Source organism: Bacillus sp. TH19 (assembly GCF_016651075.1).
Classification (GTDB): domain Bacteria; phylum Bacillota; class Bacilli; order Bacillales; family Bacillaceae_G; genus Bacillus_A; species Bacillus_A mycoides.
The window spans coordinates 705,113-718,144 of record NZ_JAEKEO010000007.1 but is presented as its reverse complement, the minus strand read 5'-3'; the positions used below and the strand labels follow the sequence as shown (position 1 = coordinate 718,144).

The 13,032-nt window shown below is 41.9% G+C and carries 9 protein-coding genes and 2 rRNA genes; 4 read left to right on the top strand and 7 right to left on the bottom strand.

The annotated features are described in order from the left end of the window. Window positions 1-27: 27 nt before the first annotated feature. Window positions 28-2,950, bottom strand: a 23S ribosomal RNA gene (locus JFU54_RS07320). Window positions 2,951-3,096: 146 nt separating this feature from the next. Continuing rightward, window positions 3,097-4,648, bottom strand: a 16S ribosomal RNA gene (locus JFU54_RS07315). The 16S and 23S rRNA genes sit together here, the layout of an rRNA operon. 552 nt (window positions 4,649-5,200) lie before the next feature. Here JFU54_RS07315 and JFU54_RS07310 point away from each other — a divergent pair. Both JFU54_RS07310 and JFU54_RS07305 read left to right on the top strand, forming a co-directional pair. Further along, the gene (locus JFU54_RS07310) at window positions 5,201-5,884 is read left to right on the top strand and encodes an MgtC/SapB family protein (RefSeq protein ID WP_002143579.1); all 684 of its coding nucleotides are present in this window, start codon (window positions 5,201-5,203) and stop codon (window positions 5,882-5,884) included. A 95-nt stretch (window positions 5,885-5,979) separates the two neighbouring features. Next, window positions 5,980-6,975, top strand: coding sequence for a potassium channel family protein (locus JFU54_RS07305; protein WP_002143581.1), 996 nt, complete (start codon window positions 5,980-5,982; stop codon window positions 6,973-6,975). Here the strand turns inward: JFU54_RS07305 and JFU54_RS07300 are convergent. Both JFU54_RS07300 and JFU54_RS07295 read right to left on the bottom strand, forming a co-directional pair. After that, window positions 6,962-7,375: a YugN-like family protein gene (locus tag JFU54_RS07300; protein WP_002131278.1), complete on the bottom strand. Its 414-nt coding sequence runs from the start codon at window positions 7,373-7,375 to the stop codon at window positions 6,962-6,964. The genes JFU54_RS07305 and JFU54_RS07300 overlap by 14 nt on opposite strands. 108 nt (window positions 7,376-7,483) lie before the next feature. Beyond that, the gene (locus JFU54_RS07295) at window positions 7,484-8,836 is read right to left on the bottom strand and encodes a glucose-6-phosphate isomerase (protein ID WP_002015845.1); all 1,353 of its coding nucleotides are present in this window, start codon (window positions 8,834-8,836) and stop codon (window positions 7,484-7,486) included. A 282-nt stretch (window positions 8,837-9,118) separates the two neighbouring features. Here JFU54_RS07295 and JFU54_RS07290 point away from each other — a divergent pair, with 282 nt between their 5' ends. After that, complete coding sequence (locus JFU54_RS07290) at window positions 9,119-9,352, top strand: DUF378 domain-containing protein (RefSeq protein WP_002034535.1); 234 nt, start codon at window positions 9,119-9,121, stop codon at window positions 9,350-9,352. Window positions 9,353-9,464: 112 nt separating this feature from the next. Here the strand turns inward: JFU54_RS07290 and yugI are convergent, their stop codons facing one another. The 3 genes from yugI to JFU54_RS07275 form a co-directional block, all read right to left on the bottom strand. Then, a complete protein-coding gene (gene yugI / locus JFU54_RS07285) occupies window positions 9,465-9,809 on the bottom strand; it encodes a S1 domain-containing post-transcriptional regulator GSP13 (RefSeq protein WP_002015848.1) in 345 nt (114 codons plus the stop codon). Window positions 9,810-10,062: 253 nt separating this feature from the next. Further along, window positions 10,063-11,253 carry an aminotransferase gene (locus tag JFU54_RS07280; protein WP_002129685.1) on the bottom strand — a complete coding sequence of 397 codons (1,191 nt, stop codon included), beginning with the start codon at window positions 11,251-11,253 and terminating at the stop codon, window positions 10,063-10,065. Further along, window positions 11,250-11,747: an Lrp/AsnC family transcriptional regulator gene (locus JFU54_RS07275; RefSeq protein ID WP_002067952.1), complete on the bottom strand. Its 498-nt coding sequence runs from the start codon at window positions 11,745-11,747 to the stop codon at window positions 11,250-11,252. Before JFU54_RS07275 ends, JFU54_RS07280 begins: the two co-directional genes overlap by 4 nt. Window positions 11,748-12,024: 277 nt before the next feature. On the opposite strand from JFU54_RS07275, the gene JFU54_RS07270 reads away from it, so the two are divergent. Then, on the top strand, window positions 12,025-13,005 hold the full coding sequence (locus tag JFU54_RS07270) for a 2-hydroxyacid dehydrogenase (protein WP_002034537.1): 981 nt from the start codon (window positions 12,025-12,027) through the stop codon (window positions 13,003-13,005). Window positions 13,006-13,032: the final 27 nt, after the last annotated feature.

The window sequence follows — 13,032 nt, the reverse complement described above, 5'->3', positions numbered from 1 at the left end:
AAACTAGATAACATTGCTTCATATTATATGGTTAAGTCCTCGATCTATTAGTATTCGTCAGCTCCACATGTCACCATGCTTCCACCTCGAACCTATCAACCTGATCATCTTTCAGGGATCTTACTAGCTTACGCTATGGGAAATCTCATCTTGAGGGGGGCTTCATGCTTAGATGCTTTCAGCACTTATCCCTTCCGCACATAGCTACCCAGCTATGCCCTTGGCAGAACAACTGGTACACCAGCGGTGCGTCCATCCCGGTCCTCTCGTACTAAGGACAGCTCCTCTCAAATTTCCTGCGCCCACGACGGATAGGGACCGAACTGTCTCACGACGTTCTGAACCCAGCTCGCGTACCGCTTTAATGGGCGAACAGCCCAACCCTTGGGACCGACTACAGCCCCAGGATGCGATGAGCCGACATCGAGGTGCCAAACCTCCCCGTCGATGTGGACTCTTGGGGGAGATAAGCCTGTTATCCCCGGGGTAGCTTTTATCCGTTGAGCGATGGCCCTTCCATGCGGAACCACCGGATCACTAAGCCCGACTTTTCGTCCCTGCTCGACTTGTAGGTCTCGCAGTCAAGCTCCCTTATGCCTTTGCACTCTACGAATGATTTCCAACCATTCTGAGGGAACCTTTGGGCGCCTCCGTTACACTTTAGGAGGCGACCGCCCCAGTCAAACTGCCCACCTGACACTGTCTCCCGGGTCGATAAGACCCGTAGGTTAGAATTTCAATACAGTCAGGGCGGTATCCCACCAGCGCCTCCACCGAAGCTAGCGCTCCGGTTTCAATGGCTCCCGCCTATCCTGTACAAACTGTACCAAAATTCAATATCAGGCTACAGTAAAGCTCCACGGGGTCTTTCCGTCCTGTCGCGGGTAACCTGCATCTTCACAGGTACTATAATTTCACCGAGTCTCTGGTTGAGACAGTGCCCAAATCGTTACACCTTTCGTGCGGGTCGGAACTTACCCGACAAGGAATTTCGCTACCTTAGGACCGTTATAGTTACGGCCGCCGTTTACTGGGGCTTCAGTTCAGAGCTTCGCTTACGCTAACCCCTCTCCTTAACCTTCCAGCACCGGGCAGGTGTCAGCCCCTATACTTCGCCTTACGGCTTCGCAGAGACCTGTGTTTTTGCTAAACAGTCGCTTGGGCCTATTCACTGCGGCTTTCCGTTAAGAAAGCACCCCTTCTCCCGAAGTTACGGGGTCATTTTGCCGAGTTCCTTAACCAGAGTTCTCTCGCACACCTTAGGATTCTCTCCTCGCCTACCTGTGTCGGTTTGCGGTACAGGCACCTTTTATCTCGCTAGAAGCTTTTCTTGGCAGCGGGGAATCAAAGACTTCGCTCCATAAGGAGCTTCCCCATCACAGCTCAGCCTTCACGATAAGCGGATTTGCCTACTTATCAGCCTAACTGCTTGGACGTGCACAACCAATCGCACGCTTCTTCTATCCTTCTGCGTCCCTCCATTGCTCAAACGATAAAGAGGTGGTACAGGAATATCAACCTGTTGTCCATCGCCTACGCCTGTCGGCCTCGGCTTAGGTCCTGACTAACCCTGAGCGGACGAGCCTTCCTCAGGAAACCTTAGGCATTCGGTGGACGGGATTCTCACCCGTCTTTCGCTACTCATACCGGCATTCTCACTTCTAAGCGCTCCACCAGTCCTTCCGGTCTGACTTCACTGCACTTAGAACGCTCCCCTACCACTGATACCATTGGTATCAATTCGCAGCTTCGGTGGTGTATTTAGCCCCGGTACATTTTCGGCGCAGAGTCACTCGACTAGTGAGCTATTACGCACTCTTTAAATGGTGGCTGCTTCTGAGCCAACATCCTAGTTGTCTAAGCAACTCCACATCCTTTTCCACTTAATACACACTTTGGGACCTTAGCTGGCGATCTGGGCTGTTTCCCTCTTGACTACGGATCTTATCACTCGCAGTCTGACTCCTAAGGATAAGTCATTGGCATTCGGAGTTTGACTGAATTCGGTAATCCGATGAGGACCCCTAGTTCAATCAGTGCTCTACCTCCAAGACTCTTACACTTAAGGCTAGCCCTAAAGCTATTTCGGGGAGAACCAGCTATCTCCAGGTTCGATTGGAATTTCTCCGCTACCCACACCTCATCCCCGCACTTTTCAACGTGCGTGGGTTCGGGCCTCCATTCAGTGTTACCTGAACTTCACCCTGGACATGGGTAGATCACCTGGTTTCGGGTCTACGACCACGTACTAAACGCCCTATTCAGACTCGCTTTCGCTGCGGCTCCGCCTCTTCAGCTTAACCTCGCACGGGATCGTAACTCGCCGGTTCATTCTACAAAAGGCACGCCATCACCCATTAACGGGCTCTGACTATTTGTAGGCACACGGTTTCAGGATCTCTTTCACTCCCCTTCCGGGGTGCTTTTCACCTTTCCCTCACGGTACTGGTTCACTATCGATCACTAGGGAGTATTTAGCCTTGGGAGATGGTCCTCCCAGATTCCGACGGAATTTCACGTGTTCCGCCGTACTCAGGATACATTCAAGAGAGAACGAAGTTTCGACTACGGGGTTATTACCCTCTGTGACGGACCTTTCCAGGTCGCTTCGTCTACCTCGTTCCTTTGTAACTCCGTATAGAATGTCCTACAACCCCAAGAGGCAAGCCTCTTGGTTTGGGCTAGATTCCGTTTCGCTCGCCGCTACTCAGGAAATCGCATTTGCTTTCTCTTCCTCCAGGTACTTAGATGTTTCAGTTCCCTGGGTCTGTCTTCCATACCCTATGTATTCAGGTAAGGATACCATACCATTACGTATAGTGGGTTTCCCCATTCGGAAATCTTCGGATCAAAGCTTACTTACAGCTCCCCGAAGCATATCGGCGTTAGTCCCGTCCTTCATCGACTCCTAGTGTCAAGGCATCCACCGTGCGCCCTTTCTAACTTAACCAAACTAAAATTAAAAAAATATGAGCTACACTGTTATCTAGTTTTCAAAGAACATACATTTAAACTTGAGAGATAGTTCTCTCAAAACTGAACGAAACAAAACAAGTCAACGTTTATTGATGAACTGCGTTCATCAATTCTCCATAGAAAGGAGGTGATCCAGCCGCACCTTCCGATACGGCTACCTTGTTACGACTTCACCCCAATCATCTGTCCCACCTTAGGCGGCTGGCTCCATAAAGGTTACCCCACCGACTTCGGGTGTTACAAACTCTCGTGGTGTGACGGGCGGTGTGTACAAGGCCCGGGAACGTATTCACCGCGGCATGCTGATCCGCGATTACTAGCGATTCCAGCTTCATGTAGGCGAGTTGCAGCCTACAATCCGAACTGAGAACGGTTTTATGAGATTAGCTCCACCTCGCGGTCTTGCAGCTCTTTGTACCGTCCATTGTAGCACGTGTGTAGCCCAGGTCATAAGGGGCATGATGATTTGACGTCATCCCCACCTTCCTCCGGTTTGTCACCGGCAGTCACCTTAGAGTGCCCAACTTAATGATGGCAACTAAGATCAAGGGTTGCGCTCGTTGCGGGACTTAACCCAACATCTCACGACACGAGCTGACGACAACCATGCACCACCTGTCACTCTGCTCCCGAAGGAGAAGCTCTATCTCTAGAGTTTTCAGAGGATGTCAAGACCTGGTAAGGTTCTTCGCGTTGCTTCGAATTAAACCACATGCTCCACCGCTTGTGCGGGCCCCCGTCAATTCCTTTGAGTTTCAGCCTTGCGGCCGTACTCCCCAGGCGGAGTGCTTAATGCGTTAACTTCAGCACTAAAGGGCGGAAACCCTCTAACACTTAGCACTCATCGTTTACGGCGTGGACTACCAGGGTATCTAATCCTGTTTGCTCCCCACGCTTTCGCGCCTCAGTGTCAGTTACAGACCAGAAAGTCGCCTTCGCCACTGGTGTTCCTCCATATCTCTACGCATTTCACCGCTACACATGGAATTCCACTTTCCTCTTCTGCACTCAAGTCTCCCAGTTTCCAATGACCCTCCACGGTTGAGCCGTGGGCTTTCACATCAGACTTAAGAAACCACCTGCGCGCGCTTTACGCCCAATAATTCCGGATAACGCTTGCCACCTACGTATTACCGCGGCTGCTGGCACGTAGTTAGCCGTGGCTTTCTGGTTAGGTACCGTCAAGGTGCCAGCTTATTCAACTAGCACTTGTTCTTCCCTAACAACAGAGTTTTACGACCCGAAAGCCTTCATCACTCACGCGGCGTTGCTCCGTCAGACTTTCGTCCATTGCGGAAGATTCCCTACTGCTGCCTCCCGTAGGAGTCTGGGCCGTGTCTCAGTCCCAGTGTGGCCGATCACCCTCTCAGGTCGGCTACGCATCGTCGCCTTGGTGAGCCGTTACCTCACCAACTAGCTAATGCGACGCGGGTCCATCCATAAGTGACAGCCGAAGCCGCCTTTCAATTTCGAACTATGCAGTTCAAAATATTATCCGGTATTAGCCCCGGTTTCCCGGAGTTATCCCAGTCTTATGGGTAGGTTACCCACGTGTTACTCACCCGTCCGCCGCTAACTTCATAAGAGCAAGCTCTTAATCCATTCGCTCGACTTGCATGTATTAGGCACGCCGCCAGCGTTCATCCTGAGCCAGGATCAAACTCTCCAATAAAGTTAGTTTGTCTAGCATCTAAAAATAAAAATTGACGTTCACGTTGTTTGTTTCGTTCAGTTTTCAAAGAACTTGTCTGCCGCTTCAGAAGCGACTTCATCATATTAACATCTTCATTTTTCGATGTCAACTATGTTTTTTAATTTCTTTTTTGTCGTTTTCTGCGTTTCTGCATCAGCGACGTTTATTAATATATCATGTGAAAAAATGAAATGCAACACCTTTTGAAAACTTTTTTGAAACCAACTACATTTCTTTTTTAATATCATATACTTAAACGAAACATCTCTTTCATTTCTAAGTAATTCCTACATATATTCTATAGAAAGTCACTCTGTCAAAAAACGTTTCTTTCTATATAAAGTGAAACTTTAATCAGTGTGGGGTGTTAATCCCCCACTGATTATTAGCCTTCACCAATCGGGCATTAACGGGCAGTCGTCTCCCACCTAACTTTCTCGCATTCGGCGAATTTTGAGGCGGGGCTGACTGCCCGCAAATAGTGGGATAAACGTTTTATTCATATACCATATCATACAAGGAGGAATATACATGGACTACACCGACTTATTAATAAAACTAGGTCTCTCGGCTATTTTAGGATTCGCTATCGGTTTAGAGCGCGAATTAAAACGTAAACCACTCGGCTTAAAAACGTGTTTAGTTATTTCTATTATTAGTTGCCTCCTAACTATTGTTTCTATTAAAGCAGCTTACAACTTACCACATACCGATCATATGAATATGGATCCACTTCGACTTGCCGCTCAAATTGTATCAGGAATTGGTTTTTTAGGTGCCGGTGTAATTTTACGCAGAGGAAACGATAGTATTGCGGGGTTAACGACCGCCGCTATGATTTGGGGTGCTTCTGGCATCGGTATTGCCGTTGGAGCTGGTTTCTATATCGAGGCTATTTTCGGAATGTGTTTCCTTATGATTAGTGTAGAACTTATACCATTAGCGATGAAATACGTCGGTCCTAGATCATTTCGCCAACGTGATATCGCAGTGAGACTCGTTGTACGAAATATGGACAATATCCCGACCGTAATTGAAGAAATAAAAGAAATGGATATAAAAGTTAAGAACATGAAGCTCAAAACATTGGAAAATGGTTCGCACTATTTACATTTAAAATTGTCTATCGATCAAAAAAGACATACTGCTGATGTTTATTATGCTCTTCAGCATCTTGAAAGTGTTCAACAAACTGAAGTTGAAAGTATGTATTAATTATGAAATGAACTCTCTTTTTAATTAGAGAGTTTTTCTTTTTTCTATAATGGTAACAATGAATGTAGTCCTGAAAAGTAAGGAGGAATAGGAACTTGAAATCCCGTCCGAATTTAGTAGATACATTTCGTGATTCCATTATTTTTCGTTTAATTTGCTTTATTATTGTACTTACTGCCCTCTCCGGCTTTCTTATACATATATTAGAGCCATCTCACTTCACCACATGGTTCGACGGGGTTTGGTGGTCAATCGTTACCATTTTCACCGTTGGATACGGCGATTTCGCCCCCCATACAACGATAGGAAAACTTATTGGTATATGTATTATTTTATTAGGAACGGGATTTTGTTCTTATTATATGGTTCTATTCGCTACCGACATGATTAATAAACAATATATGAGAATTAAAGGTGAAACAGCTGCTACCTCTAATGGTCATATGATTATCGTTGGCTGGAATGAGCGTGCAAAACATGTTGTAAAACAAATGCACATATTACAACCGAACCTTGATATCGTTTTAATTGATGAAACACTTTCTTTACTTCCAAAGCCATTTCATCATTTAGAGTTTATAAAAGGTTGTCCGCATCACGATCAAACTTTATTAAAAGCTAACATTACAACAGCTCACACTATATTAATAACAGCGGATAAAGAGAAGAACGAAAGCTTAGCAGATACACAGTCCATTTTAAATATTTTAACTGCAAAAGGACTTAATCCAAACATTCACTGCATCGCTGAACTTCTTACTTCTGAACAAATCCAAAATGCAACGAGAGCTGGCGTATCAGAAATTATAGAAGGAAATAAATTAACGAGCTATGTATTTACCGCTTCTCTTTTATTCCCTTCCATTTCAGGTGTACTATTCTCACTTTACGATGAAATCTCTGATAATAAATTACAACTGATGGAGATTCCCCCGTCCTGCACCGGACAACCCTTTGCAAATTGTAGCTATACTCTTTTAAAGCAAAACATTCTCTTACTAGGTGTAAAGCGCGACGAACAATATATGATCAATCCAGTTCATTCTTTCATTCTCATCGAAAGCGACATACTCATCGTTATTCACCATTAAAAAAATGATTTTCTAGTTCTTGTACCAATACTTTACCAATATTGACATACTTTCTTTTCACATCTCCATCTGGATCTTGCGGCTCCGCAAATTGATCCAATCCACTCGTTCCAGCTGTTAAAGCATTAACATTATCATCTAGTTCGTCTTGATATACGTGCGAAAGAATATACGGTGTTTCAAGACGGACTATTACACCAGGCACATCTAGTTCCCCATCCACCGCTGTAAATGGTACGCGTAAAAATTGATACCCTTCTTCTTCGTCTATTTTATAATCAAAGCATCCTTTATCATAATCCCAATTGCCGCCAATACTATATCCAAGTGGTTTCATAACCTCTTCTAACTTATATAACGCATATGTACATCCTTCTAATTTTGATTGAATCGGAATCAAGCCCATCCCTCCTAGACTTTTCCTTTAGCATACCCATTCTAGTTTGAATATACCGATGTACCTTTCAATAAAATAATAAAAAGCGACCGGAGACCCGATCGCTTTTTATTATTTTAAACGCTCTTCTAATTCTGCTTTTAATTCTTCAAATCCTGGTTTACCAAGTAAAGCAAACATGTTTTTCTTGTATGCTTCTACTCCTGGTTGGTCAAATGGATTTACGCCTAATAGGTAGCCGCTCATCGCACATGCTTTTTCGAAGAAGTATACAAGGTAACCGAATGTGTACTCATTTAATTCAGGGATGTTTACGATTAAGTTTGGTACTCCGCCATCGCTATGTGCAAGTAATGTACCTTCGTATGCTTTTGTGTTTACGAAGTCTATCGTTTCACCAGCAAGGTAGTTTAATCCATCTAAATCGTTGTCGTCTAATTCGATTTTTAGTTCGTGTGTAGATTTACCTACTTTAAGAACTGTTTCGAATAGGTCACGACGACCTTCTTGAATGTATTGACCTAATGAGTGTAAGTCAGTTGAGAAGTTTGCTGAAGATGGGAAAATACCTTTTTGATCTTTTCCTTCACTTTCACCAAATAACTGTTTCCACCACTCAGAGAAGTAGTGAAGTGCTGGCTCATAGTTAACAAGCATTTCAATTGTTTTCCCTTTATTATATAGAGCATTACGAACTACTGCGTATTGGTAAGCTGGGTTTTCTTCAAGTTCTGATTTCGCGAAATCATTATGACCAGCAGCTGCACCTTTCATCATCTCTTCAATGTTTAGGCCACTTACAGCGATTGGCAATAAACCTACTGGTGTTAATACAGAGAAACGACCGCCAACATCATCTGGAATAACGAACGTTTCGTAGCCTTCATTATCAGATAATGTTTTTAAAGCACCGCGCGCTTTATCTGTAGTCGCATAAATACGTTTGCGTGCTTCTTCTTTTCCATACTTTTCTTCTAATAATTTACGGAAAATACGGAATGCGATTGCAGGCTCTGTTGTTGTACCTGATTTGGAAATAACGTTAATAGAAAAGTCTTTACCTTCTAGTACGTCCATTAAATCTTTCATGTAAGTGGAGCTAATGTTTTGTCCAACAAATAGCACTTGTGGAGTTTTACGTTGTTCTTTAGAAAGCGTGTTATAGAAAGAATGGTTTAACATTTCAATTGCTGCGCGTGCTCCTAGGTAAGAACCACCAATACCTACAACAAGTAAAATGTCAGAGTCATTTTTAATTTTTTCTGCGCATTTTTGAATGCGAGCGAATTCTTCTTTGTCATATTGAAGCGGAAGCTCTACCCACCCAAGGAAATCGTTCCCAGCTCCAGTTTTTTCGTGGATTGCATGATGTGTTACTTTTACTGCATCACGTAAATAAGTTAGTTCATTTTCACCGATGAAGGATAACGCTTTAGAATAGTCGAACGTTACATGTGTACTCATCTTTTTCCCTCCAATTATGTATATGTATTTCTGTATTCACTTTAGCGAAACTAAAGTTGTAAATCAAGCGATTCAACAATTGTAAACGTAACCATTATTTATTTTTTAGAAAAAGTTCATTTTTTGCATAAAAATTCGAATTTTTCGGTATAGATGTATATACATCGTTTTTCGTACATTTTTCATGTATAAAAACAACAAAACTATACCATTCTATAAAGGAGTTAAATTTTCTTATTAACTCCTTGCTTGCTCACGCTTCACATTAAAGGGGGGCTTTTCATGAGTACCTTGCAACGTATCGCATTAGTCTTCACTGTAATCGGCGCTGTTAACTGGGGACTGATCGGGTTCTTCCAGTTTGACTTAGTAGCGGCTATTTTCGGGGGACAGAACTCAGCTCTTGCACGTATTATTTACGGCATCGTTGGTATTTCTGGGCTTATCAATCTCGGCTTACTATTTAAACCATCCGAGAATCTTGGTACTCACCCAGAAACACATGAAATTCAATAGTCAGTATGTCTTTTTCGCCTCCGACATACGAATATGATTGCATGCAATCATATTTGCAAATATATATATCATAAGTCACAGTAAAAGAGGAACGCTCATATGCGTTCCTCTTTTACTTTATTACCTCCGACTCTTCAATCCATTCTGCTAGCTTTTCTCGCAGTGTATTAAATCCGTTCTCTGATGGATTCGGTATAAGAATTCGTCCTTGCTTTCTTTTCGCCGCTTTTAACGATAAACTCATTTTTCTGTGTTCTTCATCAATTGAAAGTACTTTTACTTCTACTGTATCTCCGACCTTTAAAAAGTCATGAATGTCTTTTACATACCCATTTGTGATTTCAGATATATGCACAAGTCCTTGTGTTTCTGCATCCAAAGCTACAAATGCACCGTAATCTTGAATTCCAGTTACTTTCCCTGTTACAACCACTCCCGTTGTATATTGTTCTGACATGTGAAACACTCCCATACGTTTACCATTTTCTCTACAATTGTAAATAGCAAAGCAGATGTATTTATTGTTAAATATCCGATTAGTGAGTAAGTATCCTAAGTAAAACACCGAGGATACTCCTACCTTATATTAGTAAATTATACCACTTTGATAGAACTCATTCAAAATTCACGAAAAAATTTCCTGTAATACGTATAATTCTCCAATATTAGGATAGAATACTAACACATGGCTTTCTAGTATTCCCCCCCTTTTATGGACAAAACGTATTGTGTTTTGTCCTTTTTTTATTCTCTATGAACCGTTCCATTCTCTTCATTGCTTCCATAAGTTGCTCAAGCGATGTTGCATACGAACAACGAATAAATCCTTCACCACTCCCGCCAAACACATTTCCAGGAACAACAGCCACTTTTTCTTCTAATAATAATTGTTCTGCAAATTCTGCTGAAGATAGTCCGGTTGAAGCTATAGAAGGGAAGACATAAAATGCCCCGCCTGGCACATGACATGTTAAGCCCATTTCATTGAAAGATGTCGTCATAAAGTTACGACGTTTTTTATAGCTATCTCTCATTCGAATTACTTCATCATTTCCCCCGCGTAATGCTTCAAGTGCTGCAAATTGAGACATCGTCGGTGCACACATCATTGAATACTGGTGGATTTTGAGCATTAATTCTGAAAATTGAACAGGGGCTGCAATCATCCCAAGACGCCATCCCGTCATGGCAAACCCTTTTGAAAATCCTGAAATTAAAATCGTATGGTCACGCATATTTTTAATACTCGCGAAACTCGTATATGCTTCGTCGTATACGAGCTCTGCATAAATTTCATCCGATAACACGATTAAATTATACTTCTCAACAATAACAGCTAGCTTTTCTAATTCGGATTTATTTAACATTGCGCCTGTTGGGTTATTGGGAGAACAAAGTAATATTGCCTTTGTTTTCGTTGTAATAGCTGCTTCAATTTGATCTGGCTGTACTTTAAATTCATCTTCTAATGAAGTCGCCACTGGAACTGGGACCCCGCCCGCTAACGTAACAAGCGGTGCATACGAAACGAAACTTGGTTCAATAATAAGTATTTCATCATCAGGGTTTACAATAGCACGCATCGCTACATCTAGCGCTTGACTCGCTCCAACTGTAACAATGATTTCATCATTCGGATCATAAGATACTGCAAATTGTTTTTTTAGATACTTTGCTATTTCTTGACGGAGCTCCAATAATCCTGCATTTGCTGTATATGACGTATATCCTTGTTCTAAAGAACGAATACATGCTTGCCTTACATTCCAAGGTGTAACAAAGTCCGGCTCCCCCACTCCAAGTGAAATAACACCTTTCATACTTGCCGCTAAATCAAAAAACTTTCGTATACCGGACGGTTGTAAAGATTCTGCTACTCTAGATAGGTCAAATTGCTTCACGGTGTCACCACAATTCTCTTATCATCATCTGTCTTTTCATAAATAATCCCCTCATGTTTATACTTCTTCAAAATAAAATGAGTTGTCGTTGAAACGACAGATTCAATTGTTGCTAATTTCTCAGAAACAAACATCGCTACTTCTCCCATCGTCTTTCCTTCTAATGTAATAGAAAGGTCATATGTCCCAGACATTAAATAAACGGATTTCACTTCTGAATAGCGATAAATTTGTTCAGCTACTGCATCAAAACCGACACCACGCTTCGGTGTAACTTTCACATCAATCATCGCCGTTAAACCAGTATGTTCTTTCACTTTTGTCCAATCGATATGTGTTACATAGTCCACGATAATCTTTTCACTTTCTAATTTCGTAACCATTTTTTTCACTTCTTCTACTTCTATATTTAACAACTTCGCTAATGTATCTACAGATAAACGACTATTCTTTTCAAGACAAGCTAATAATTCCAATTCTTTCTCTGTCACCATATAAATCATCCTTCCTTTTAGTTTCTGTCTAAATTATACAAATACTCTTTCCAATTTGAAAAGAAGATTTTTTTAGTGAATTATGTCAAAATAAAGTGAAACTTTAATCAGTGGAAAGACTCACCCCGCTGATTATTATTTGAACCAATCGAGCTTTTACGGACCGTTGCTTTCCCACCTAACCTCTTTGCTTAAGCTGCTTTTTGAGGCGGGAGGCTTACTGTCCGTTAAATCGGGGTAAAGTGAAACTTTAATCAGTGAAAAAACGCAGGATAAAGTGAAAGGGGATGGAACCGTGAAACCAAAAGTATATATTGCCGAACCAGTTCCAACATTTGTAGAAAACTATTTATCAGAACACTGTGATTTTGAAAAATGGGATCAAAACGAGAAAGTACCTCGTGATGTTCTATTAGAAAAAATAAAAGATAAAGATGGGTTATTAAATTTCGGATCTACTATAAATGAAGAGTTATTGCAGGTTGCTCCTAATTTAAAAGTAGTAAGTAACATTTCTGTTGGCCATGATAACTTTGATTTAAAAGCGATGGAGAAACAAAATGTTATCGGAACGAATACTCCATATGTGTTAGATGATACAGTAGCCGATCTCGTTTTCGCTCTTATGTTATCTGCTGGTCGCCGTGTTTGCGAACTCAATTCCTATGTAAAAAATGGTGAATGGAACGCTGAAATTGGAAAAGAACACTTCGGACTAGATGTACATCATAGTACGATTGGTATTATCGGAATGGGACGAATTGGAGAAGCTGTCGCAAAACGAGCGAAATTCGGCTTTGATATGAATGTCCTTTACTATAACCGTCGCCGTAAAGAAGAAGCTGAGCAAAAATTTGATGCTACATATTGTGATTTACAAACTTTAATCAAACAATCTGATTTTATTATTCTTCTTACTCCATTAACAGATGAAACGTATCATCTTATCGGTGAAAAGGAATTTTCACTAATGAAAGAAACAGCAATTTTCATTAATGCTTCTCGCGGGAAAACAGTAGATGAAACTGCATTAATTCATGCGTTAACAGAAAAGAAAATATTTGCAGCCGGCATCGACACATTTACACAAGAGCCGATTCAAAAAGAGAATCCGCTCTTATCATTACAAAACGTTGTAACTTTACCGCACATCGGATCTGCAACATTAAAAACTCGGCAGCAAATGGCAATGACAGCTGCTGAAAATTTAGTAGCAGGATTACAAGGAAAAACACCACCTAATATTGTGCGTGGGTAATTATAAATAAGCGAAAGGCAAGATGAC